Genomic DNA, 22,827 nt, shown 5'->3' with positions numbered 1-22,827 from the left:
AACCAAAAAACTGTTTTCTTGTACATAACAAGCAAAATGAAAACAATAGCTCTAAGATATAACAACGCTTTTATAAGCCTTTTCAAGGAAAGAGATTTTATTCATTTGAAAACTAATCGAATAATGACAGCTTATAACTTTATAAGGATAATCGTATGCAATAAATCTTATATTTTTCTTTCATAAAAAGAGATGTTTCTTCAAAAAATCTATAAGAGCAACATAATAACTAGTCTCCCTAGTAAAAGAATACACAGCAAAGCATGAAGTGCTGCATAATCTATCTTATCTTAAAAAGGTGATTCCTGAAACGCTTGGAAGCTATAAAGCCAAATGATAAAGTGGTGATAAAGACAAACACTGTCTTTATCTTTACAATTGTATTTTCCCCAATTACGCTGTATCTGCATTTCAGAAATACACCAGACAGATATTCATGATACATAGATGCCAACCAAATATAACAATGTGAAAAACACCTATGCAGAATGATTTCATTCTTTAATTTTTTTCAAGAAAATCTTTTAGTGCCACAAATGCCTCATCAGCTTTGTTCCCCTCAGGACCACCAGCCTGCGCCATATCAGGACGGCCACCTCCACCTTTACCACCAAGCATCGCTGAAAGAATACGAACGAGATCTACAGCATTTAATTTATCCGTTAAATCATCCGTAACACCGACAACAGCACTCCCTTTTCCATCCTCCGAGACACTAATAAAAGCAACCACTCCAGATCCAATTTGTTTTTTCTCAGAATCGACAAGCGCCTTAAGATCCCGTGGTAAAATATTTTTAACAACGCGTCCGGTAAAAGAAAACCCATTGATGATGATAATATCATCTTGGCTCCTTTCTGTTATTCCACCACTCAACATCATTTTCTTGCGTACATCATTCAATTCTTTTTCAAGTTTACGACGATCATCAAGCAAAATTCGCACCCGTTCTTCCACGCCAACAGAAGAAGTTTTTAAAAGATCAGCAATTTCATGAATACGTTCATCTTGGCGGCTAAGATAAAGACGTGCTTCTTTGCCTGTTAAAGCTTCAATACGCCGCACTCCAGCTGAAACAGAACTTTCAGAAACAATATGAATCAAACCGATATCACCTGTTCGCTCCACATGTGTCCCTCCACAAAGCTCAATTGACCAACGCTTTTTTAATCTTCCCTGTTCAAGTGGCTCCCCCATAGAAACAACACGAACTTCATCACCATATTTTTCACCAAACAATGCCATGGCTCCTTCAGAAATGGCATCATCTACAGCCATGAGGCGCGTTATCACTCTACTATTTTGCAAAATAATCTCATTGGCTAAATCTTCTATTTTTTTCAATTCTTTTGGTGAAACAGATTTTGGATGTGAAAAATCAAAACGCAACCGATCTGGCGATACAAGAGAGCCCTTTTGTGTAACATGGTCCCCCAATGTTTGGCGTAAAGCTTCGTGTAACAAATGAGTAGCAGAGTGATTCGCGCGAATTTTCTTACGACGAACAATATCAACCGTTAATTCTACACAATCAGACCTCGATGCCTGACCAGATTTCACCTCCCCAATATGGATAAAAACACCATCGCCCTTTCTTTGGGTATCATGCACCGTAAAAATAAAATTTTCACCAGAAATGATACCGCTATCACCAATTTGCCCACCAGATTCACCATAAAAAGGTGTCTGATTAACAACAAGCATAGCTTTCTGACCTGAAAAAATATGATCAACAATTTTACCATCACACACAAGAGCTGTAAGAATACCTTTCGCTGTCTCAGTTTCATAACCTAAAAATTCTGTGGCCCCCACTTGATCACGAACAGAAAACCAGATTTTCTCTGTTACAGCTTCTCCAGAACCAGACCAATTGGCACGTGCTTCCTCTTTTTGGCGTTCCATCGCTTTATCAAAAGCACCAACATCAACAGAGATTCCTCGACGACGAAGAACATCTTGCGTCAAATCAAGCGGAAAACCATAGGTATCATAGAGCTTGAAAGCAACTTCACCATTCAAATAGTCCCCTTCTTTAAGATCGGTACTTGCTTCGTTCAACAAACCAAGTCCTCGTTCAAGCGTTTTACGAAAACGTATTTCTTCTAACCTTAAAGTTTCTGAAACCAAAGATTCAGCACGCACCAACTCAGGATAAGCTTGTCCCATTTCGCGAATTAAAGCAGGCAAAAGTCGCCACATTAAGGGCTCTTTAGCACCAAGAAGATGCGCATGACGCATAGCACGACGCATAATACGACGTAAAACATATCCTCTTCCTTCATTAGAAGGAAGCACACCATCAGCAATCAAAAATGCAGATGAGCGAAGATGATCAGCAATGACACGATGGCTGGCAATAAAATCACCCTTTGCCTCAATCCCTGTAATTTCTTCTGACGCGTCAATTAATGCACGAAAAAGATCAATGTCATAATTATCATGAACGCTCTGTAAAACAGCTGCAATACGCTCTAACCCCATACCGGTATCAATAGAAGGATGAGGTAAGTTAACACGTTCTTCCTTGGAAACTTGCTCATACTGCATAAAAACAAGATTCCAAATCTCAATAAAGCGATCCCCATCTTCATTAGCACTTCCAGGAGGACCGCCCCAGATTTCATCACCATGATCATAAAAAATCTCCGAACAAGGCCCACAAGGGCCTGTTTCTCCCATCGACCAAAAATTATCAGCCGTCGCAATACGGACAATTTTTTCATCTGGAAGACCAGAAATTTTACGCCACAGTTCAGCAGCAACATCATCACTCTGATAAACTGTCACCAACAATTTATCTTTTGGCAGGCAAAATTCCTTTGTTAAAAGATTCCATGATAAAAAAATAGCTTCTTCCTTGAAATAATCACCGAAAGAAAAATTACCCAGCATTTCAAAAAATGTATGATGGCGCGCCGTATAACCAACATTATCAAGATCATTATGCTTTCCACCCGCACGAACACATTTTTGTGCCGTTGTTGCCTGCGTATAAGAAGGTTGTTCAAGTCCAGTAAAAACATTTTTAAACTGCACCATCCCTGCATTTGTAAACATAAGTGTAGGATCATTCCGCGGAACAAGCGGACTAGAAGAAAGAACTTTATGCCCATTACGATGAAAATAATCCAAAAATATTGACCGAATATTATTAACACTATTCATGTTGACACCTGCTCAATACAGCACAAAACCATAAAAGAAAAATCCCCCTCATTAAATCCTCTTCGCCACGCATGGAGTCAATTTAATCAAAAATGGAATATTTGTTTTAAAAAATTGAGAAAAAAACGACTGCGTATTTAAAAACTCAAACAAAAAAACAGAAAAATCTTAAAGGAAAAAAAATTATAAACGAAAAAAAAACGCCCCATCAAATGGCTTCATCACTTTCTATATTTTCTGACCCTGCATTTTCTAACAATTCAATCGCAATCAAACCAGCATTTTGGCGCAAAGCTGCTTCAATCTCTGTAGCTATTTCCACATGTTCACGTAAAAACTGCTTTGCATTCTCACGCCCCTGCCCTAAACGCTGAGAATTATAAGAAAACCATGCACCAGATTTTTCCACAACACCAACCTTGACACCCAAATCAATCAATTCACCTACTTTGGAAATACCTTCACCATAAATAATATCAAACTCAACCTGTTTGAATGGAGGTGCCAATTTATTTTTCACCACTTTAACGCGCGTCTGATTACCAACGATTGAATCCCTATCTTTAATGGATCCAATGCGACGAATATCTAAACGAACAGAAGCATAAAACTTTAAAGCGTTTCCACCCGTTGTCGTTTCAGGAGAACCAAACATCACACCAATTTTCATGCGAATTTGATTAATAAAAACAACCATACAGTTAGAGCGAAAAATTGCTGCGGTTAATTTTCGTAACGCTTTACTCATTAACCGAGCTTGCAATCCGGGCAAAGCATCACCCATTTCACCGTCAATTTCTGCTCGCGGTGTTAAAGCTGCGACAGAATCCACAACAAGCACATCAACGGCACCAGAACGAACCAACGTTTCTGTAATTTCCAATGCCTGTTCACCGGTATCTGGCTGAGAAATGAACAAGTTTTCTAAATCAACACCAAGCTTACGCGCATAAATAGGATCAAGCGCATGCTCTGCATCAATAAAAGCACAAATCCCACCACCTTTCTGTGCCTCAGCAATAGCATGGAGAGCCAATGTTGTTTTCCCAGAACTTTCTGGTCCATAAATCTCAACAATACGCCCCTTCGGTAATCCACCAATCCCTAAAGCAATATCCAAGGATAACGACCCTGTTGGAATTGTTTCAATTTCAACAACCTGCTCTTTTTGCCCAAGACGCATAATCGAGCCTTTACCAAAAGAACGTTCAATTTGTGAGAGAGCAGCATCGAGAGCTTTTGTTTTATCCACGATTATATCCTTGACCGAATCCATAATAACCTAAAACTTTAGTGTACACTGTACTTTTAATTTAACTAAAGGCTTGAGTTTAGATTTTCACAGACTATTTCCATTCCTATCTCCACATTATGTCCATAAACATTCATGACCATCACAATAAAGAATTGGCATTGCTTATCTTATGACACATAATAAACTTCAATAAAGTAATATCTCTATGGAAGCATAGTTAACATATTTATATCTCTCTAGAAAAGGAACAATTTAATTTTAAACACAATGTTCTACAACCCTTCTGCTTATCCCTTTGATTAAATACTTGAGAGACTAAGAATTCTCCCACTATTGATCACACAAAAAACGCATCATCAATCAACCTCATACCCTATTGCATCGAAGAACAAAACGCTATTGTGTTGCATATTCATGCACTTGATTTAAGAAACATCTCTCAAAACTTCCAAGCTCATTTTGTGACAACACCTATGAATGTGGTATACTGCAAAACCCTTTAGGCACCACCATCTTTACTCTATAGAAGGAGCAAGCCGGCACCATCACACTATTTATCATCCCCCAATGTTGCGACAGCTCTCGGCACTTGAGACGATTCATAAGAGGGATTTTTAGTCCTTTCTTGTACAGTTTTTATCACACGCTAATCCTGCTTGTAACATGCAAGCGAATAACTTGATTGCTTCAACAAATAACAGACTTGGAATGAGAGAAATTTACGGTATTTGAAACTTTCATTCAACTTACGAAACAGTCAATTATCATTATAAGTCAATATATTATTTAATAAAAACCAAAAAAAATAAAGCAGCTTAAAAGTTGAATGACATATTTAAATTTGAAAAAATATGCAATTTTGGAGATATCAAAAAAAAATCTCTACAAGCAATGCAATAAATGTTTAAAATATAAGCTAAATTTCTCATACAATAACATAAGAGATCAATAAAAAACGTATTTCAACTCAAATTTTATTTTGATCTTTACGTTTTTTGCGCAACTGTTGCCACCACTCAAGACGTTTCACAATTTCACGCTCAAAACCACGCTCAACTGGTTTATAATAACTCTGACGCCCAAGTTTTTCGGGAAAATATTCTTGTCCTGAAAAAGCATCTGGTTCATCATGGTCATAACAATAACCACTTCCATACCCTTCTTCCTTCATAAATTTCGTAGGAGCATTAAGAATATGCTTAGGAGGTGGTAAAGAGCCATTTTTGCGTGCACAACGCAGTGCTGCTTTATACGCAAGATATGCTGCATTTGACTTTGGCGCAGTCGCAACATAAAGACATGCTTGCGCCAAAGCCAATTCTCCTTCTGGTGATCCTAAATAATCATAGGCATCTTTTGCTGCATTACAAATGACAAGAGCTTGAGGATCCGCCAAACCAACATCTTCAACGGCTATACGAACCAATCTTCGCCCAATATAGAGAGGATCTTCACCAGCATCCAACATACGTGCCAAATAATAAAGCGCAGCATCAGGATCAGATCCACGAACGGATTTATGCAACGCTGAAATGAGATTATAATGCCCATCTCGTCCTTTATCATAAATAGGCGCACGACGCTGAATAACTTTTTGCAAAGCAACAACATCAAGAATCTCTCCCAATGGTGCAATAGACCAAACTTCCTCTGCCAATGTTAACGCAACCCTCGCATCACCATCAGACATCTCTATCAAAACGTCTCTGGCATCATTATCCAAGGGAAGAGTTTTTCCCTCCACTTCTTCAGCACGCCTCAAAAGCATGTCCAAACTTTCATGATCATGAGAAAGAAATGTTAAAACACGTGCACGCGAAAGAAGGGCAGCATTCAGTTCAAAAGAAGGATTTTCGGTTGTTGCACCTATAAGTACCACAGTACCCTCTTCCATCACAGAAAGAAAACTATCCTGCTGTGCACGATTAAACCGATGAATTTCATCAACAAAGAGAAGTGTTTTATCCCCAGATATAAAACGCCTCTGCGCAACTTCAAAAATCTTTTTAAGTTCAGAAACTCCTGTAAAAATAGCAGAAACCTGTTCAAACGCGAAATTTGTTTCAAGGGCTAACAAACGTGCAACGGTCGTTTTTCCCGTCCCTGGAGGTCCCCAAAAAATCATCGATCCAATTGAGCCTGTTGCCGCCATACGTGAAAGCAAACCATCCTCTCCAATCAAATGCTTTTGTCCCACAACATCATTGAGAGAACAAGGGCGCATTCTTTCTGCTAGTGGCTGATTTTTATTAACTTGAAAATCAAACGACGAAGTAAAAAAATCTTTCTTCAAAAAAAACCTCAACGAATAAATTGGCGAATATACATACCATCACGTTCATATTCCAATTGCCACATATTTGAGCGACCTTGCATAAGAACCTTTTTCAACTGATGAACTGTTTGAATTTTATGGCCATTTACAACACGTAGAATATCTCCTGACTGAAAAATTCCAGCAGCATTGCTCATTTCCTCAAGATTGGTAATCACAACCCCTTTTGCAGATATAGGAAGATGAAAACGTCGACTATTTTGCGGTGTTAAATCTAACACCTCAGCACCAGCAAGAGGACTTTCACCCGTAATTTTTTCAGATTTTAAAAATGCAGTTTCTGATATCGATGAAACTGTTATTTGTGTTTTTAAAGTTTTTCCACTTCGTAAATATTCCAAAGCAAGACTATGCTCAACGTCAGCTGTCATCAAACGATACCCAAGACTATCTGGGCTGTCAACGCGTACCCCCTGCACACTCAAAATAACATCACCTACTTTCAATCCAGCTTTTTCAGCAGGACTATCTTTGATAACTTCAATAATCAGAGCACCATAGGGACGTTCTAAACCTAAACCACCAGCAATATCAGGTGTAACATTTTGAAAAGAAGCCCCAATATAAGGCGGCACAAAATATTTTCCACCGCGTTTAACAGTATCAAGCATTACTTTTACAAGATTAACTGGAATAGCAAAACCAATCCCTACAGAACCACCGGAACGCGAATAAATAGCCGTATTAATTCCGATTAACTGACCTTTCATATCAATTAAAGCGCCACCAGAATTCCCTGGATTAATGGCTGCGTCTGTTTGAATAAAAAAGTCAAAATCAGAAATCCCAACACGTGTACGCGCTTGCGCTGAAACAATACCACTTGTAACTGTTTGACCAACACCAAAAGGATTACCAATAGCAAGAACAAGATCACCAACTTCAACAGTATCAGAATTTCCCAAAGAAAGAACCGGAAATTGAGCATCTTTTTCCTTAACTTCAAGAATTGCAATATCAGTTGCTTCATCTTTGAGCACGACCTTACTCTCAAACTCCCGTCCATCAGAAAAAGCCACTTTAATTTCGCTTGCATCTTTAATGACGTGGTAATTTGTAACGATCAAACCACGTGCATCAACAATCACCCCTGATCCTAATGACGATTGCTTACGAACAGGAAATTTATTTTGAAAACGACCAAAAAATTGCTCAAAAAATGGATCGCCTTCAAAAGGTGATCTAGCTCTAATTTGTCGAGCTGCATAAATATTTACAACAGATGGAACTGTCTTTTTAACTAAAGGAGCAAATGAAAGAGTGATTTCTGTTTGTGTTTGAGGAACATGAGCATATACATGATCAAATGATATCTGCATCATAATTACAAAAAAAATCTGCACCCAAAAAGAACACCTCATAATCCACTCCTTATAAAATCAGCACATTCTGTTGAAGATTAATAGAATAAAAAAACGTATCCCCGCAAATTAAGGACCTCTATTAATATTTCATAATAGAGAATAAAAACAACCTATTTGAACAATAAATATTATAAAAATAAGATAATTCAATATTCTATAATTTTCTCTCTGCACCTATTTCTCAACTAAAACAAACTTAAAAATGCTCACAAAAAAACCGCCCAAGACAAGGCGGCCTTTAAAAATCCAACAGAATAAAAAACTCTACGAAGATGTTCCCTTTTCATTCTCAGAAGCTTCCATGCGAGCACGATCCCCAGCACCCTTCGCTTCAACATCACGATCAACAAATTCTATAACAGCCATGGGCGCATTATCACCGGTACGAAACCCCGCTTTCATAATACGCAAATACCCACCGTTGCGTGATGCATAACGTGGCGCAAGCGTATCAAATAATTTCGCAACCTTTCCTGCATCACGAAGTGCTGCAATAGCTTGCCGACGCGCATGCAAACCACCACGCTTACCAAGAGTAACAAGTTTTTCAACAATAGGACGAATTTCTTTAGCTTTTGGAAGCGTTGTCACAATCTGCTCATGCTCGATCAACGAAGTTGCCATATTTGCAAACATCGCTTTACGGTGACTGGCAGTACGGTTCAACTTGCGTCCTGACTTACTATGGCGCATAAGCCCTCTCCTTAAATTCTAATTTTAATATTGATCTTCATAACGTTTTGCAAGATCATCAATGTTTTCAGGCGGCCACGCAGGAATCTCCATCCCAAGATGTAAACCCATACACGCCAAAACTTCTTTAATCTCATTCAACGATTTTCGACCAAAGTTCGGTGTCCGAAGCATTTCAGATTCTGTTTTCTGAATCAGATCACCAATATAGACAATATTATCATTCTTAAGACAATTTGCCGAACGAACTGAAAGTTCTAATTCATCCACTTTTTTGAGAAGAGCAGGATTAAAAGAAAGCTCAGAATCAGCCTCTTCAACAGGCTCCTTCTGTGGCTCTTCAAAGTTAATAAATAACGATAATTGATCCTGAAGAATGCGTGCTGCAAAAGCAACAGCATCCTCACCATTAACAGCACCGTTTGTTTCAATCGTGAGCGTTAATTTATCATAATCGAGAACTTGACCTTCGCGTGTATTTTCTACTTTATAAGATACCTTACGGATCGGTGAATAAAGACTATCAATTGGAATAAGCCCTATACGTGCATCATCAACACAATTACGATCAGATGGAACATACCCCTTTCCTGTGTTGACAATAAATTCCATACGAATTTCAGCTTCTTCATCAAGAGTACAAATAACATGATCTGGATTTAGAATTTCCATATCCCCAACTGTACTGATATCTCCCGCTTTCACGACACCAGGCCCCTCTTTATAAACGACGACACGTTTAGGACCTTCTTCTTCCATACGAAGCGCAATTTCTTTTATATTCAGAATAATATCCGTAACATCCTCACGCACACCTGGAATCGATGAAAATTCATGCAAGACACCGTCAATCTGCACAGCAGTAATAGCAGCACCACGAAGCGAAGATAACAAAACGCGACGAAGCGCATTTCCTAACGTTAAACCAAAACCACGCTCAAGAGGTTCAGCAATCACACTTATAATATTTGGATTATCATGTGCACATGATTCAACCTTATTGGGTTTAATAAGTTCCTGCCAGTTTTTCTGGATCATATTTTTATTCCCGTTCTTTAGTTCCGTTACCATTCAATCGTAACGACCAATGTGAACATCAGAGAAATCTCCGACAACAAAAAACAACACCCAATTAAACACGCCGCCTTTTCCGCGGACGACATCCATTATGAGGAATTGGTGTTACATCGCGAATAGAAGTAATGACAAAACCAACAGATTGCAATGCTCGTAGAGCAGATTCACGCCCTGATCCAGGTCCACAAACTTCAACTTCCAAAGAACGCATACCATGCTCTTGCGCTTTTCTTGCACAATCCTCCGCAGCAACTTGAGCAGCAAAAGGTGTCGATTTACGCGCACCTTTAAACCCCTGAGCTCCCGCAGATGACCAAGCAATTGCATTACCCTGAGCATCAGTAATAGTAATCATTGTGTTATTAAATGTTGAATTAATATGAACAACACCCGATGAAATATTTTTACGTTCGCGACGACGAACACGTGTGGCTTCCTTGGCCATAATTTCCCTTTCAACGATCTCATCACTGCCGTAACATCAGCAGCTCCACCTTTTTTTCCTTGTCAAACAAATCAAACAAGAAAAAGAACATATAAAAACCTTCCACAAAGGCCCTTATTTCTTCTTACCGGCGATTGCCTTAGCCGGACCTTTACGCGTACGAGCATTCGTATGTGTACGCTGTCCTCGGACAGGCAAAGACCGGCGATGACGCAATCCTCGATAACAACCAAGATCCATCAAACGCTTAACATTCATAGCAACCTCACGACGAAGATCACCTTCAACTTGATACCCCTGATCTATTGCCTCACGAATCTGCAGCACCTCAGCATCTGAAAGCTCATGCACACGACGCCCCAAAGGAATGCCAACTCTTTCAATAATTTCTTGAGCAAATTTTGGTCCAATCCCGTGGATATATTGAAGCGCAATAATTACACGCTTATTTGTCGGGATATTGACGCCAGCAATACGAGCCACGCCTACTCTCCTTAGTTATTTTTGACAAATTGTTATAAAATACCTGATATACCTTATAGAAAAAAATAGACTCAGAAAAAAATTCTTCCGAATCCTATTATTTCACTAAAATAAATTAAATTCACTTTTGATAGATTTCATCTCAAAAGTCAACTCTTTTCATTTATTTCTAAAAAAATCTCATGAAAGAAACCCTCTAATCATACGTGTCACTTCAGCAACACCAATCATTCCATCAATAACCTTCAACATTCCCCTCTCTGAATAAAATTTTGATAAGGGAGCTGTTTTTTCACGATATTCTACTAATCTTTTTGCAAAAGCAACAGGATTGTCATCTAAACGAACCTGTCCACCAGCCGCTATTGTTTCTTCAACGCGCTTCTTCATACGTTCAATCAACACGTCTTCATCAACACACAACTCAATAACAGCATTAAGCTGCGTATTTTTTGAATTCAGTATCTGTTGCAACGCTTCTGCCTGCCCTACAGTTCGCGGATATCCATCCAAAACAAAACCGTTTACACAATCAGCTTCATCAATCCGATCTGATACGATTTGATTAACAATACTATCAGGTACCAAAGCACCAGAACTTATAATAGCTTTAGCTTTTTTACCAATCTCCGTTTCTTTGGCAATCACCTCACGCAACATATCCCCTGTTGATAAATGAGGAATGCTATATTCCTCAGTCAACATTTTTGCTTGCGTACCTTTTCCCGCTCCAGGAGGACCTAAAAGAATAACTCTCATCGATTCCTTCTACCTCCACGAAGTTTTGATTTTTTTATCAACCCTTCATATTGGTGGGCAACAAGATGCCCCTGAATTTGAGCAACCGTATCAAGTGTAACAGTAACAACAATCAACAAGGATGTTCCCCCAAGATAAAAAGGAACCTGTAATGCAGATATCATAAATTCAGGTAACAAACAAACCAAGATAATATAAAGTGCCCCCACAACAGTAATACGCGTCAAAACGTAATCAATATATTCGGCTGTACGCTCACCTGGACGAATCCCTGGAATAAAACCAGAATGTTTTTTCAACTGATCTGCAGTATCACTTGGATTAAACACAATAGCTGTATAAAAAAAGCAAAAAAACGCCATTAAAAATGCATAAACAATCATATAAAGTGGCTGTCCATGACCAAGAGCATAAGAAATCTCCTGAACCCATTGTGGCATTTTATCAGAAAAATTATTAATAGTGGCAGGTAATAATAATAAAGATGAAGCAAAAATAGGTGGAATAACACCAGCAGTATTCAACTTTAAAGGAAGATGCGACATATCTCCTTGAAACATTTGATTACCGACCTGACGTTTCGGGTATTGGATAAGAATTCGCCGTTGCGCACGCTCTATAAAAACAATAAGCCCAATAACCAAAACAGCAATAAGAACGATTCCTATTAAAAGAAAAGTTGATAAATCAGCCTGACTATGAGCTGTCAAAAGCTGAGCAAAAGTAGAAGGAAAGTTGGCTACAATCCCTGTAAAAATGATAAGAGAAACCCCATTACCAATACCACGTGACGTAATTTGCTCGCCAAGCCACATAAGAAACATCGTTCCGCCAACAAGCGTAATAACAGAAGAAATACGAAACATAAGACCTGGTTCTAAAACAATTTGAAGCCCCGACCCTATACCGCTTTCAAGCGCAACCGCAATACCAAAAGCTTGTAGGATTGCCAATACGACTGTTACATAACGCGTATATTGATTGATAATCTTACGACCTAAATCTCCTTCTTTTTTAAGAGTTTCCAAAGAAGGAATAATAGATGTTAACAATTGCACAATAATAGATGCCGATATATAAGGCATGATACCCAGCGCAAAAATAGCCATACGCCCAACGGCACCTCCAGCAAACATATTAAAGAGTCCTAATACACCCGACGCGTGATGTTCAAATGTTTGCCGCAAAGCATCGATATTGATACCTGGAAGAGAGATGTAAGTGCCAAAACGATATACAAGAAGCGCCAACAGAGTAAACCAGATACGTTTCTTTAATTCAGTTGCACGCGAAAAGGTGCCGAAGTTTATATTGGAAGCAAATTGCTCTGCTGCTGATGCCATAAAACGTCTCCACTTTACACTCCAGTTCTTTAAATCACAGAAGTATAATCCTAAAATTCATATATGCATACATAAACAAATGCAGAACTTAAACAATTCTCCACAAAAGATCCCACAAAACAGATATCATTCTTCTTTAGGTCTCTATTCATATTAAAAAATTATCGAGCAATATCAGGAAGAATAACCTGACCACCCACTTTTTCAATCTTAACACGAGCAGCTTGTGAAGCACCAGAAACATGAAAGGTAATCTTAGTTTTCAAATCACCAGCAGAAAGAAGACGAACCCCATCTTTTTCACGACGAATAATACCAGCCTCTTTCAAAGAAACCATATCAACAGGCTTTTCAATATTCAACTTACCTGCATCAACTGCCAACTGAATACGTCCTAGTGAAACTTCATTGTAGGTTTTAGCAAAGAAATTCCTAAATCCACGTTTTGGCAAACGACGATAGATAGGCATTTGCCCACCTTCAAAACCATTAAGGGAAACACCAGAACGTGACTTTTGCCCTTTTACACCACGACCACCAGTCTTACCCATACCGGAACCAATACCACGCCCAACACGCTTACGATTTTTTGTTGCGCCTTCGCAATCACGCAGTTCATTGAGTTTCATATCTAATACTCCCGCAACCCTTAACCTTCATCTATAACGCGAACAAGATGCCGAACCCGAGCAATCATACCCCGCACACAAAGTGTATCATCTAAAACGCGCCGACGACGCATTTTATTTAGTCCAAGCCCCTTTAAGGTTGCACGCTGAATCTGTGAGTTTCGAATAGGGCTTCCAATTTGTTCCACAGTCACAGTTTTACCACTCTGAGATTTTTTCTGAACCATTTCCTAATTCCTTTTCTGATAATCTCAGAAACTACCCTTCTAGGTCGACTAAATGGCGACGACGCGCCTGCAAAGTCGAATACTTTATACCACGTTGAGCAGCAATATCTCTAGGATGCACTTGATGTTTTAATGCATCAAATGTTGCACGAACCATGTTATAAGGATTCGACGATCCTAGTGATTTTGCAACGACATCCTGCATACCAAGAGCTTCAAAAATAGCACGCATCGGTCCCCCAGCAATAATACCAGTACCAGCAGAAGCCGAACGTAGCAAAACACGCCCAGCTCCGTGACGACCTTCAAGATCATGATGCAATGTACGCCCAGACCGAAGCGGAACATAAATCATCCCACGTTTTGCAGATTCCGTTGCTTTACGAACGGCTTCTGGAACTTCACGGGCTTTACCATGTCCAAAACCCACACGCCCTTTTTGATCTCCAACGACAACAAGAGCGGCAAAACCAAAACGCCGACCACCCTTTACAACTTTAGCAACACGATTGATATGAACGAGCCTATCGACAAATTCATTATCGCGTTCTTCTCTCTCACCACGTTCTTTTTGTGCCATTCCTCATTCCTTTTTCTTTTCCGGAAGCACGATAACAAAGTCCCTCATCAAACTGGAAGAACTTAAACGAAATACTCTAAACTCTCCTTACTCATTCATAAATAAGAAATTTTAGAAATTCAAACCACCTTCACGAGCAGCTTCAGCTAAAGCTTTGACGCGACCATGGTACACATACGCTCCACGATCAAAAACCACCTCATTAACACCCGCTTTCTTCGCACGCTCAGCAATTAACTTACCAACAGCAAAGGCCGCCTTTTTATCAGCACCACTCTTTAACGATTTTTTCAAATCACTTTCAAGAGTAGAGGCTGAAACAAGTGTACATCCCCGCAAATCATCGATAACTTGAGCATAAATGTTCTGATTTGAACGATAAACACTAAGCCGAGGACGATCATGAGAAACCATTTTAATTCTACGACGAACACGCCTTGCACGACGTTGGATAATGTCCTTAGATGAAACCATAATACAAAATCCTTATTTCTTTTTACCTTCTTTACGGAAGATACGTTCATCTGCATGCTTAACACCTTTACCTTTATAAGGCTCAGGCCTACGATACTCACGAATCTCCGCTGCAACTTGTCCAACTTGCTGTTTATCAATTCCAGAAACAACAATTTCCGTTGGCTTAGGAACAGTCACAGTAACACCCGACGGAACTTTATAAACCACATCATGCGAAAAACCCAGAGATAGTTGAACATCCTTACCCTGCAAAGCAGCACGATAACCAACCCCATTAATCTCCAACCTCTTTTCAAAACCATCTTTCACACCACAAAAAATGTTCTCAATCATTGAGCGCGACATACCCCATTTAGAACGCGCATCTTTTGACTGATCCCGCGGCATAACTGATATGATATTGTCCTCAAGTTTGACTAAGACTTCATCATTGACGACGTAACTCAGCTCACCTTTTGGACCTTTTGCCTTAACCAGCTGACCTTCAACAGTAGCAGTAACTCCAGAAGGAATTGAAATGGGTTTCTTTCCAATACGAGACATTGTTCTAACCTACTTTTTCTTCCGTTTTCTTGACATAACTTAGAAAACACGACAAAGGAGTTCTCCACCAACATTCTGTTCACGCGCCTCATGATCTGCCATGACGCCTTTAGGAGTCGATAAAATCGAAATACCAAGGCCATTTGCCACCTGAGGAAGTGACTTAGCAGAAACATACACACGACGCCCTGGCTTTGATACACGTGAAATCTCACGAATAGCAGCCAGCCCTTCAAAATACTTCAATTCGATTTCAATTTCAGCTTTCCCATCACCTAAATCAATTCGATTATATCCGCGAATATAACCTTCCGACTGAAGAACATCAAGAACGTGTGCACGAAGCTTCGAAGCTGGAGTAACTACTTTACCTTTTTTACGACCAAGTGCATTACGAATACGTGTTAACATATCACCAAGAGGATCTGACATAGACATTAAATAATCTCCTCTTACCAACTAGACTTTACAATACCAGGAATATAGCCAATAGAGCCAAGTTCACGCAACGCAATTCGCGACATTTTTAATTTACGATAATAAGCCCGCGGACGACCTGAAACCTCACAGCGATTACGAATACGAACTTTCGAAGAATTACGCGGCAACTCTGCCAACTGAACAGAAGCTTTAAAACGTTCTTCAAGAGAAACCTTCTGATCCATAACTATTGCTTTCAAACGTGCACGACGAGCAGCATAGCACTTTACCATCAACTCACGACGCTTATTTTTTTCAACGGCACTTACTTTGGCCATAATTTCACCTCACTACGCTTGCCGTTACGAACGAAAAGGAAAATTAAAAGCACGCAATAACTCACGAGCTTCATCATCCGTTTTTGCTGTCGTACAAACAATAATATCCATGCCCCAAATTTGATCAACTTTATCATAGTTGATTTCTGGAAACACAATGTGTTCTTTAATACCCATAGCAAAATTGCCACGACCATCAAAACTCTTTGGATTTAAACCACGAAAGTCACGAACCCGCGGAAGAGCAATCGTCACAAGACGATCTAAAAACTCAAACATACGATCTTTACGCAATGTAACTTTAGCCCCAAGAGGCATTCCTTCACGAACCTTAAAGGTCGCAATAGAATTACGCGCACGCGTAACAACAGCCTTCTGACCCGTTATTAGCCCTAAATCCTCAGCGGCAAGGGAAGGTTTCTTGGAATCAGCAGTTGCTTCACCTATCCCCATATTTATTACAACTTTATCAATCCGCGGAATTTGCATTGCATTTCTGTAATTAAACCTCTCTTGAAGCACTTTACGAATCACTTCAAAATAATGCGCTTTCATACGCGGTATTTGTCTTTCCTCAGCCATTAATCAACTCTCCCGAACGCTTGGCAAAACGAACCTTATTACCATCTGCATTCACACGAAAGCCTACACGTGTAGGCCTACCATCTTTAGGATCAGCAATCGCCAAATTAGACAGATGAATCGGAGCTTCTTTAGAAATAATTCCAGCTTCTTGCTTCTGCGTTTGACGTTGATGACGTTTAATCATATTAATCCCACGAACAAAAGCCTTATTCTCTTTTGGACTAACCTTAATTACTTCACCACTACATCCTTTATCCTTACCGGACAAAACAACAACTTTATCACCTTTTCGAATCTTCTGCATAACATTTACTCCTTACAGAACTTCAGGAGCAAGCGAGATGATCTTCATATGATTCCTACCACGCAATTCACGGGGAACAGGTCCAAAGATACGAGTACCGATCGGCTCTTTTTTATTATCCACCAAAACCGCAGCATTACTATCAAAACGAATGACACTACCATCTGCGCGACGAATATCCTTAGCAGTACGAACCACAACAGCTTTCATAACATCACCTTTTTTAACACGTCCACGAGGAATTGCATCCTTAACCGAAACAACAATAATGTCACCGACCGAAGCATATTTCCGCTTTGAACCGCCTAACACTTTGATGCACATGACACGACGCGCTCCAGAATTATCAGCAACGTCGAGGTTTGTTTGCATCTGAATCATGACTGGCCACCTTCTCTTAACACATATATCCGATTGTACCTTTTACACACTCGGATTTGCCTGCCAAATAACGATAAAGTTATCGCCTTCAAATTTATCAATGATAACCACACTGTTAAATTCTAAAACAATAAGCTTAACTCATTACGCTACATTGTCTTTTACAACAATCCAACATTTATCTTTCGAAATTGGTCTAGATTCTTGAATAGAAACTTGATCCCCAATCTTAAATTGGTTGTTTTCGTCATGCGCTTTATAATTTTTAGACTGCCGAACAGTCTTCTTAAGAAGCGGATGAGAATAACGGCGTTCAACTTTGACAACAACAGTCTTATCACTTTTGTCGCTAATAACAACACCCTGCAAAACGCGTTTAGGCATCTCTTATTTCCTTAAACCTTACTTTCACTTATCTTTTGACGAAGAAAAGTTTTAATACGCGCAATATCACGACGAACTTGTCTAACGCGCGCAGTCTTTTCTAATTGACCTGTTGCTTTTTGAAAACGCAAATTAAATTGCTCTTTCTTTAACTTAGCCAATTCATCTTTCATTTGGTCGAGCGTTTGCGCCCGTAATTCTGTGGCTCTCATCGCTTAACCTCACTATTCAGCAATACGCTGGATGAAACGCGTTTTTATAGGCAACTTTGCAGCACCCAATCTTAGTGCTTCACGTGCAACATCCTCCGGAACTCCATCAAGCTCAAACATGACGCGCCCAGGAGCAACACGTGCAGCCCAATAATCAACACTTCCCTTACCTTTACCCATACGAACTTCAGTTGGTTTAGATGTAACCGGAAGATCTGGAAAAATACGAATCCACACACGACCAGAACGCTTCATATAACGTGTAATCGCACGACGCGCCGCTTCAATTTGACGAGCAGTGACCCGCTCCGGCTCAACAGCCTTCAAACCGTAGGCACCGAAATTCAAATCCGTACCACCCTTCGCAAAACCGTGAATACGGCCTTTGAACTGTTTACGGAACTTTGTGCGCTTTGGCTGCAACATTGTTCTCTACTCCAAATTTTAGTTCAATCTCAAAAACTAAGCATTTTCGCGGCGACGATTCGATGAAGAACCAGATTGATCAGCTTCCGTAGCACGACGTTCTGAAGCCATCGGATCATGCTCAAGAATCTCACCCTTAAAGACCCAAACTTTAATACCACAAATACCATAAGCGGTCTTAGCTTCTGCTGTACCGTAATCAACATCAGAACGCAAGGTATGAAGTGGAACACGACCTTCACGATACCATTCCATACGAGCAATTTCAGCACCACCAAGACGGCCAGAACAATTGATACGAATACCTTCCGCACCAAGACGCATAGCAGACTGAACAGCACGCTTCATTGCACGACGAAAAGCAACACGACGCTCTAACTGTTGAGCAATTGATTGCGCAATAATTGTCGCATCAATCTCCGGTTTACGAATCTCCACAATATTCAATGAAGTTTCAGCATCCGTCATTTCTGATAGCTTACGACGAAGCTTTTCGATATCAGCACCCTTTTTACCAATAATCAAACCAGGACGTGCAGAATGAATCGTAATACGACACTTTTTATGAGGACGCTCAATAACAACCTTAGAAATAGCTGCCTGTTTAAGCTCCTCAAGCACATATGAACGAATTTTCAAATCTTCATGAAGAAGGCGCCCATATTCACCACTATCAGCATACCAACGAGAGTCCCAAGTCCGATTAACACCAAGACGAAGTCCTATTGGATTGATCTTCTGCCCCATTACGCGGCCTCCACTTTTTCGGTAACTTCACGAACAATAACAGTAAGATGCGAAAATGGACGTTCAATTCTACTAGCACGCCCTCGACCACGAACATGAAAGCGCTTCATCACTATCGACTTACCAACATAAGCTTCCGCCACAACAAGCGAATCAATATCAAGATCGTGGTTATTTTCTGCATTTGCAATTGCTGATTCAAGCGTTTTTTTCACAGTAGCAGCAATACGCTTGCGTGAAAACATCAAATCAGCGAGCGCTACATTAACTCTTTTACCACGAATCATTGCAGCAACTAAATTAAGCTTCTGCGGACTAACACGAATTGTCCGCGTGACAGCTCTTGCTTCATTATCTTTAAGCTGGCGCGAAACTTTAGCTTTTCCCATTCCTACTTCCTCTTCGCTTTCTTATCGGCACCATGACCATAATAAGTTCGGGTAGGAGCGAACTCACCAAACTTATGCCCAACCATCTCTTCAGAAACAGAAACAGGAATATGCTTATTACCGTTGTAAACACCAAAAGTTAAACCAACAAATTGCGGTAAAATAGTAGAGCGACGACTCCATATTTTTATAACTTCGTTGCGCCCACTTGAACGTACCTTCTCTGCTTTACCAAGAAGATAGCCGTCAACAAACGGACCTTTCCACACTGAACGAACCACCTCAGACTACCTTTCTCATTTCTTGCGTTGATGACGCGTACGCATAATAAATTTATCAGTAGCTTTATTGGAGCGCGTACGCTTACCTTTCGTAGGTTTACCCCAAGGAGATACTGGATGGCGCCCCCCCGATGTACGACCTTCACCGCCACCGTGTGGATGATCAACGGGGTTCATAGCAACACCACGAACATGTGGACGCTTACCACGCCAACGTGACCGACCTGCTTTACCATCATTAATATTCCCATGATCAGGATTTGAAACAGCGCCAACAGTTGCAAAACAGCTACTCGGAACCAAACGCTGCTCACCAGAATTTAAACGAAGAATAGCCATACCATGATCTCGTCCAACCAACTGCGCATAAGCACCTGCTGAACGTGCAATCTGTCCGCCTTTCCCTGGCTTCATCTCAACATTATGAATAATTGTACCTACAGGCATATTAGCAAGAGGCATAGCATTACCTGGTTTAACATCCACATTTAAACCAGCCATAACAGAATCACCAACACCAAGACGCTGTGGTGCAAGAATATAACTCAATTGCCCATCCTCATAGCGGATTAAAGCAATAAAAGCGGTACGATTAGGATCGTATTCTAAACGCTCAACTTTTGCTGAAACATCACGTTTAAGACGCTTAAAGTCGACAAACCGATAACTACGTTTATGTCCACCACCCTGAAAACGAGCAGTAACACGACCGCGATTATTACGTCCACCCTTTGAAGACAAACCTTCAGTTAACATCTTTACAGGTTTTCCCTTATAAAGACAAGAACGTTCCACAATAACAAGCTGACGCTGCCCAGGTGTCGTTGGATTAAACTGCTTAAGTGCCATTATTCCTATCTCCGAGCCTCTTAAAGACCTGTCGAAACGTCGATAGTCTGACCACTGGCCAGAGTTACGATCGCTTTTTTGACATCACTCTGCCGACCAACTATACCTTTGAAACGCTTCACTTTACCCTTACGGACTATCGTGTTAACTGCTTTAACTTTTACGCTAAAAAGCGCTTCAATAGCAGCCTTAATCTCAGGCTTCGTCGCTTTCGGCGCGACATTAAAAGCAACTTGATTATATTCAGAAATCATAGTCGCCTTTTCAGTAATAACTGGACTAATAATTATATCATAATGGCGAAGATCTGTCATTTAAAACGCTCCTCAAGAGCCTCAACAGCTGCTTTTGATAAAACAAGTTTGCTGCGACGCAAAATATCATAAACATTAATTCCCTGAATAGGCAAAATGTCAATATTAGGGATATTAGAGGCTGCACGAAAAAAGTTAATATCAATCTCTTTACCATCAATCAAGAGAGCGTTATTAAATCCAAGCTTAGAAAAATGAGAAACAAGCATTTTCGTTTTAGCATCCTTAACAGTCAACTCATCCACAATAATTAAATCTTTTGCTTTTAATTTTGCAGATAAAGCAAGACGTAACCCAAGAGCACGAATCTTTTTAGGAAGATCATGCGCATGGCTACGAACCACCGGTCCATGTGCCTTACCCCCACCCCTAAACTGCGGTGCACGTGCAGATGAATGTCGAGCACGCCCAGTTCCTTTCTGTTTAAACATTTTTGCCCCTGTTCGCGACACATCAGAACGACCTTGGGATTGATGACTTCCCTGCTGACGACGTGCAAGCTGCCAACGAACAACACGTTGCAAAATATCCTCACGCGGAACAAGATCAAAAATAGCTTCAGAAACCTTTAATTTGCCAGCTTCATTACCATCAAGAGTTTTAATTACAAGATCCATTATTAGGCTCCCTCAACCTCAGAGGTTTCCGTCACCGGAGTAACCATTTCCGCTTTCTCCTTCACAAGACGGCGAATACCAGCAGGCTTTGGAGCATTATCAGGAAGACGCTTCTTCACAGCATCCCGTATCAAAATCCAAGAACCTTTAGAACCAGAAACAGCACCACGCACTAAAATTAAACCACGCTCACTATCAGTGGAAATAACTTCAATATTCTGTGTTGTTACACGCACTTGCCCCATATGGCCAGCCATTTTTTTACCTTTAAAAACTTTACCAGGATCTTGGCACTGCCCTGTAGAACCATGAGCACGATGTGTAATCGAATTACCATGAGAAGCACGATGCCCACCAAAGTTATGTCGTTTCATAACACCAGCAAACCCCTTACCAATACTGGTACCAGTCACATCAACTCTTTGTCCTGGAACAAAATGTTCCACTGTAATCTCAGTACCAACATCAAGAAGATTGTCGGGACTCACACGAAACTCTGCTATTTTGGCTTTAGGCTCAACAGAAGCCTTAGCAAAATGTCCACGAAGAGCTTGTGAAGTATTCTTAACCTTAGCAAAGCCTACACCTAATTGAACAGCAGTATAACCATTCTTTTCAACTGTACGCTGAGCAACGACTTGACAATTCTCCAAACGAAGTACCGTCACCGGCACATGCTCACCAGCATCATTATAAATACGGGTCATGCCCAGCTTCTGTGCTATTACACCTGAACGCATCGGGTCTGTTCCTTCTGTCCTCAAACCTCAGAGCTTAATTTCTACATCCACACCAGCAGAAAGATCGAGCTTCATAAGCGCATCCACTGTTTGCGGCGTTGGATCAACAATGTCAAGAAGACGCTTATGTGTTCGCATCTCAAACTGCTCACGACTTTTCTTATCGATATGCGGTCCACGATTGACCGTAAACTTCTCAATCCGCGTCGGAAGCGGAATGGGACCACGGACATTTGCACCGGTACGTTTAGCAGTCGATACGATCTCACGCGTCGACGTATCAAGAATTCTATGATCAAACGCTTTCAAGCGAATGCGAATATTCTGACTGTTCATGCTCTTTATTTCCCTGTTATACAAAGTGCCTTCAATAATCAAAGCACTCAACAAGCATTATTTATTCAATGATCTTAGAGACGATACCGGCACCAACAGTACGACCACCTTCACGAATAGCAAAAC

At 40.3% G+C, this 22,827-nt stretch carries 31 protein-coding genes; all 31 read right to left on the bottom strand.

All coding sequences use genetic code 11. The features are described 5' to 3' along the window. Positions 1-501: 501 nt before the first annotated feature. The 31 genes from alaS to rpsJ all read right to left on the bottom strand — a co-directional run bounded on the left by alaS (position 502) and on the right by rpsJ (position 22,701). Complete coding sequence (alaS, locus tag ACFIO5_RS06765) at positions 502-3,168, bottom strand: alanine--tRNA ligase (RefSeq protein ID WP_375697141.1); 2,667 nt, start codon at positions 3,166-3,168, stop codon at positions 502-504. A 208-nt stretch (positions 3,169-3,376) separates the two neighbouring features. After that, positions 3,377-4,420, bottom strand: coding sequence for a recombinase RecA (gene recA / locus ACFIO5_RS06760; protein WP_273791424.1), 1,044 nt, complete (start codon positions 4,418-4,420; stop codon positions 3,377-3,379). Between the two features lie 970 nt (positions 4,421-5,390). Next, positions 5,391-6,716, bottom strand: a complete 1,326-nt coding sequence (locus ACFIO5_RS06755) for a replication-associated recombination protein A (protein WP_375633791.1) — start codon at positions 6,714-6,716, stop codon at positions 5,391-5,393. An 8-nt stretch (positions 6,717-6,724) separates the two neighbouring features. After that, positions 6,725-8,119 carry a DegQ family serine endoprotease gene (locus ACFIO5_RS06750; RefSeq protein WP_375634735.1) on the bottom strand — a complete coding sequence of 465 codons (1,395 nt, stop codon included), beginning with the start codon at positions 8,117-8,119 and terminating at the stop codon, positions 6,725-6,727. A gap of 267 nt (positions 8,120-8,386) precedes the next feature. Continuing rightward, complete coding sequence (gene rplQ, locus ACFIO5_RS06745; RefSeq protein ID WP_273791421.1) at positions 8,387-8,815, bottom strand: 50S ribosomal protein L17; 429 nt, start codon at positions 8,813-8,815, stop codon at positions 8,387-8,389. A 24-nt stretch (positions 8,816-8,839) separates the two neighbouring features. Beyond that, on the bottom strand, positions 8,840-9,853 hold the full coding sequence (locus ACFIO5_RS06740) for a DNA-directed RNA polymerase subunit alpha (RefSeq protein ID WP_375611485.1): 1,014 nt from the start codon (positions 9,851-9,853) through the stop codon (positions 8,840-8,842). A 94-nt stretch (positions 9,854-9,947) separates the two neighbouring features. Further along, positions 9,948-10,337: a 30S ribosomal protein S11 gene (gene rpsK / locus ACFIO5_RS06735; RefSeq protein ID WP_007347762.1), complete on the bottom strand. Its 390-nt coding sequence runs from the start codon at positions 10,335-10,337 to the stop codon at positions 9,948-9,950. A 114-nt stretch (positions 10,338-10,451) separates the two neighbouring features. Continuing rightward, positions 10,452-10,820, bottom strand: coding sequence for a 30S ribosomal protein S13 (gene rpsM / locus ACFIO5_RS06730; protein ID WP_026500557.1), 369 nt, complete (start codon positions 10,818-10,820; stop codon positions 10,452-10,454). Positions 10,821-11,000: 180 nt separating this feature from the next. After that, a complete protein-coding gene (locus ACFIO5_RS06725; protein ID WP_375633793.1) occupies positions 11,001-11,579 on the bottom strand; it encodes an adenylate kinase in 579 nt (192 codons plus the stop codon). Continuing rightward, the gene (gene secY, locus ACFIO5_RS06720; protein WP_375617729.1) at positions 11,576-12,922 is read right to left on the bottom strand and encodes a preprotein translocase subunit SecY; all 1,347 of its coding nucleotides are present in this window, start codon (positions 12,920-12,922) and stop codon (positions 11,576-11,578) included. Before secY ends, ACFIO5_RS06725 begins: the two co-directional genes overlap by 4 nt. 161 nt (positions 12,923-13,083) lie before the next feature. Next, positions 13,084-13,551, bottom strand: coding sequence for a 50S ribosomal protein L15 (gene rplO / locus ACFIO5_RS06715; protein ID WP_375617728.1), 468 nt, complete (start codon positions 13,549-13,551; stop codon positions 13,084-13,086). 20 nt (positions 13,552-13,571) lie between these two features. After that, positions 13,572-13,778 (bottom strand): 50S ribosomal protein L30, encoded by a 207-nt coding sequence (gene rpmD, locus ACFIO5_RS06710; protein ID WP_375611481.1) that lies wholly within the window; start codon positions 13,776-13,778, stop codon positions 13,572-13,574. Between the two features lie 31 nt (positions 13,779-13,809). Beyond that, a complete protein-coding gene (gene rpsE / locus ACFIO5_RS06705) occupies positions 13,810-14,358 on the bottom strand; it encodes a 30S ribosomal protein S5 (protein ID WP_375617727.1) in 549 nt (182 codons plus the stop codon). Between the two features lie 111 nt (positions 14,359-14,469). Further along, positions 14,470-14,832 (bottom strand): 50S ribosomal protein L18, encoded by a 363-nt coding sequence (gene rplR, locus ACFIO5_RS06700; protein ID WP_273791414.1) that lies wholly within the window; start codon positions 14,830-14,832, stop codon positions 14,470-14,472. Positions 14,833-14,844: 12 nt separating this feature from the next. Continuing rightward, on the bottom strand, positions 14,845-15,378 hold the full coding sequence (gene rplF / locus ACFIO5_RS06695; RefSeq protein WP_375617726.1) for a 50S ribosomal protein L6: 534 nt from the start codon (positions 15,376-15,378) through the stop codon (positions 14,845-14,847). A 39-nt stretch (positions 15,379-15,417) separates the two neighbouring features. Next, the gene (gene rpsH / locus ACFIO5_RS06690) at positions 15,418-15,816 is read right to left on the bottom strand and encodes a 30S ribosomal protein S8 (RefSeq protein WP_375613142.1); all 399 of its coding nucleotides are present in this window, start codon (positions 15,814-15,816) and stop codon (positions 15,418-15,420) included. Positions 15,817-15,830: 14 nt separating this feature from the next. Next, the gene (gene rpsN / locus ACFIO5_RS06685; RefSeq protein ID WP_375617724.1) at positions 15,831-16,136 is read right to left on the bottom strand and encodes a 30S ribosomal protein S14; all 306 of its coding nucleotides are present in this window, start codon (positions 16,134-16,136) and stop codon (positions 15,831-15,833) included. A 24-nt stretch (positions 16,137-16,160) separates the two neighbouring features. Next, positions 16,161-16,718 (bottom strand): 50S ribosomal protein L5, encoded by a 558-nt coding sequence (gene rplE, locus ACFIO5_RS06680; protein ID WP_375617723.1) that lies wholly within the window; start codon positions 16,716-16,718, stop codon positions 16,161-16,163. Next, positions 16,711-17,025 (bottom strand): 50S ribosomal protein L24, encoded by a 315-nt coding sequence (gene rplX / locus ACFIO5_RS06675; protein ID WP_375617722.1) that lies wholly within the window; start codon positions 17,023-17,025, stop codon positions 16,711-16,713. Before rplX ends, rplE begins: the two co-directional genes overlap by 8 nt. Positions 17,026-17,037: 12 nt before the next feature. Beyond that, positions 17,038-17,406 (bottom strand): 50S ribosomal protein L14, encoded by a 369-nt coding sequence (gene rplN, locus ACFIO5_RS06670; protein WP_004855715.1) that lies wholly within the window; start codon positions 17,404-17,406, stop codon positions 17,038-17,040. 144 nt (positions 17,407-17,550) lie between these two features. Further along, positions 17,551-17,790: a 30S ribosomal protein S17 gene (gene rpsQ, locus ACFIO5_RS06665; RefSeq protein ID WP_012231991.1), complete on the bottom strand. Its 240-nt coding sequence runs from the start codon at positions 17,788-17,790 to the stop codon at positions 17,551-17,553. 11 nt (positions 17,791-17,801) lie between these two features. Then, the gene (gene rpmC, locus ACFIO5_RS06660; RefSeq protein WP_375606714.1) at positions 17,802-18,002 is read right to left on the bottom strand and encodes a 50S ribosomal protein L29; all 201 of its coding nucleotides are present in this window, start codon (positions 18,000-18,002) and stop codon (positions 17,802-17,804) included. A 12-nt stretch (positions 18,003-18,014) separates the two neighbouring features. After that, positions 18,015-18,428, bottom strand: a complete 414-nt coding sequence (gene rplP / locus ACFIO5_RS06655; protein ID WP_375611475.1) for a 50S ribosomal protein L16 — start codon at positions 18,426-18,428, stop codon at positions 18,015-18,017. 36 nt (positions 18,429-18,464) lie between these two features. Then, on the bottom strand, positions 18,465-19,175 hold the full coding sequence (gene rpsC / locus ACFIO5_RS06650) for a 30S ribosomal protein S3 (RefSeq protein WP_273791408.1): 711 nt from the start codon (positions 19,173-19,175) through the stop codon (positions 18,465-18,467). Then, positions 19,175-19,564 carry a 50S ribosomal protein L22 gene (gene rplV / locus ACFIO5_RS06645; protein WP_273791407.1) on the bottom strand — a complete coding sequence of 130 codons (390 nt, stop codon included), beginning with the start codon at positions 19,562-19,564 and terminating at the stop codon, positions 19,175-19,177. Before rplV ends, rpsC begins: the two co-directional genes overlap by 1 nt. A 2-nt stretch (positions 19,565-19,566) precedes the next feature. Then, entirely contained in the window at positions 19,567-19,845 is a 279-nt protein-coding gene (gene rpsS / locus ACFIO5_RS06640; protein WP_375617719.1) for a 30S ribosomal protein S19, read from the bottom strand. 15 nt (positions 19,846-19,860) lie between these two features. After that, complete coding sequence (rplB, locus tag ACFIO5_RS06635; RefSeq protein ID WP_375611474.1) at positions 19,861-20,694, bottom strand: 50S ribosomal protein L2; 834 nt, start codon at positions 20,692-20,694, stop codon at positions 19,861-19,863. 20 nt (positions 20,695-20,714) lie between these two features. After that, positions 20,715-21,008: a 50S ribosomal protein L23 gene (locus ACFIO5_RS06630; RefSeq protein WP_273723987.1), complete on the bottom strand. Its 294-nt coding sequence runs from the start codon at positions 21,006-21,008 to the stop codon at positions 20,715-20,717. Continuing rightward, complete coding sequence (gene rplD / locus ACFIO5_RS06625) at positions 21,005-21,625, bottom strand: 50S ribosomal protein L4 (RefSeq protein ID WP_375613145.1); 621 nt, start codon at positions 21,623-21,625, stop codon at positions 21,005-21,007. The genes ACFIO5_RS06630 and rplD overlap by 4 nt, the downstream gene beginning before the upstream one ends. Positions 21,626-21,627: 2 nt before the next feature. Further along, positions 21,628-22,365, bottom strand: coding sequence for a 50S ribosomal protein L3 (gene rplC / locus ACFIO5_RS06620; protein ID WP_273791404.1), 738 nt, complete (start codon positions 22,363-22,365; stop codon positions 21,628-21,630). Positions 22,366-22,392: 27 nt separating this feature from the next. Continuing rightward, on the bottom strand, positions 22,393-22,701 hold the full coding sequence (gene rpsJ, locus ACFIO5_RS06615; protein WP_005773267.1) for a 30S ribosomal protein S10: 309 nt from the start codon (positions 22,699-22,701) through the stop codon (positions 22,393-22,395). Positions 22,702-22,827: the final 126 nt, after the last annotated feature.

Source organism: Bartonella sp. AA86SXKL (assembly GCF_042196885.1).
The sequence above is the reverse complement of the archived record's forward strand: the minus strand, read 5'-3'. Positions and strand labels throughout refer to the sequence as shown.

Bases quoted from the DNA above. Each gene is read 5' to 3' on its own strand.
- rplQ (WP_273791421.1), bottom strand. From the start codon at position 8,815: ATGCGCCATAGTAAGTCAGGACGCAAGTTGAACCGTACTGCCAGTCAC.
- rplF (WP_375617726.1), bottom strand. From the start codon at position 15,378: ATGTCTCGTATTGGAAAGAAACCCATTTCAATTCCTTCTGGAGTTACT.
- rplP (WP_375611475.1), bottom strand. From the start codon at position 18,428: ATGTTGCAGCCAAAGCGCACAAAGTTCCGTAAACAGTTCAAAGGCCGT.
- rpsQ (WP_012231991.1), bottom strand. From the start codon at position 17,790: ATGCCTAAACGCGTTTTGCAGGGTGTTGTTATTAGCGACAAAAGTGAT.
- rplR (WP_273791414.1), bottom strand. From the start codon at position 14,832: ATGGTTTCATCTAAGGACATTATCCAACGTCGTGCAAGGCGTGTTCGT.
- rpsE (WP_375617727.1), bottom strand. From the start codon at position 14,358: ATGGCACAAAAAGAACGTGGTGAGAGAGAAGAACGCGATAATGAATTT.
- rplO (WP_375617728.1), bottom strand. From the start codon at position 13,551: ATGAAACTCAATGAACTGCGTGATTGCGAAGGCGCAACAAAAAATCGT.
- secY (WP_375617729.1), bottom strand. From the start codon at position 12,922: ATGGCATCAGCAGCAGAGCAATTTGCTTCCAATATAAACTTCGGCACC.
- ACFIO5_RS06750 (WP_375634735.1), bottom strand. From the start codon at position 8,119: ATGAGGTGTTCTTTTTGGGTGCAGATTTTTTTTGTAATTATGATGCAG.
- rplN (WP_004855715.1), bottom strand. From the start codon at position 17,406: ATGATTCAGATGCAAACAAACCTCGACGTTGCTGATAATTCTGGAGCG.
- rpsK (WP_007347762.1), bottom strand. From the start codon at position 10,337: ATGGCCAAGGAAGCCACACGTGTTCGTCGTCGCGAACGTAAAAATATT.
- rplE (WP_375617723.1), bottom strand. From the start codon at position 16,718: ATGGCTGAGGAAAGACAAATACCGCGTATGAAAGCGCATTATTTTGAA.
- rplD (WP_375613145.1), bottom strand. From the start codon at position 21,625: ATGGATCTTGTAATTAAAACTCTTGATGGTAATGAAGCTGGCAAATTA.
- rpsN (WP_375617724.1), bottom strand. From the start codon at position 16,136: ATGGCCAAAGTAAGTGCCGTTGAAAAAAATAAGCGTCGTGAGTTGATG.
- rplX (WP_375617722.1), bottom strand. From the start codon at position 17,025: ATGCAGAAGATTCGAAAAGGTGATAAAGTTGTTGTTTTGTCCGGTAAG.
- ACFIO5_RS06725 (WP_375633793.1), bottom strand. From the start codon at position 11,579: ATGAGAGTTATTCTTTTAGGTCCTCCTGGAGCGGGAAAAGGTACGCAA.
- ACFIO5_RS06740 (WP_375611485.1), bottom strand. From the start codon at position 9,853: ATGATCCAGAAAAACTGGCAGGAACTTATTAAACCCAATAAGGTTGAA.
- rplB (WP_375611474.1), bottom strand. From the start codon at position 20,694: ATGGCACTTAAGCAGTTTAATCCAACGACACCTGGGCAGCGTCAGCTT.
- rpsC (WP_273791408.1), bottom strand. From the start codon at position 19,175: ATGGGGCAGAAGATCAATCCAATAGGACTTCGTCTTGGTGTTAATCGG.
- rpmD (WP_375611481.1), bottom strand. From the start codon at position 13,778: ATGGTTCAGAAAAAATCTCAGAGTGGTAAAACTGTGACTGTGGAACAA.
- rplC (WP_273791404.1), bottom strand. From the start codon at position 22,365: ATGCGTTCAGGTGTAATAGCACAGAAGCTGGGCATGACCCGTATTTAT.
- rplV (WP_273791407.1), bottom strand. From the start codon at position 19,564: ATGGGAAAAGCTAAAGTTTCGCGCCAGCTTAAAGATAATGAAGCAAGA.
- rpsJ (WP_005773267.1), bottom strand. From the start codon at position 22,701: ATGAACAGTCAGAATATTCGCATTCGCTTGAAAGCGTTTGATCATAGA.
- ACFIO5_RS06630 (WP_273723987.1), bottom strand. From the start codon at position 21,008: ATGACAGATCTTCGCCATTATGATATAATTATTAGTCCAGTTATTACT.
- alaS (WP_375697141.1), bottom strand. From the start codon at position 3,168: ATGAATAGTGTTAATAATATTCGGTCAATATTTTTGGATTATTTTCAT.
- rpsH (WP_375613142.1), bottom strand. From the start codon at position 15,816: ATGTCTATGTCAGATCCTCTTGGTGATATGTTAACACGTATTCGTAAT.
- rpmC (WP_375606714.1), bottom strand. From the start codon at position 18,002: ATGAGAGCCACAGAATTACGGGCGCAAACGCTCGACCAAATGAAAGAT.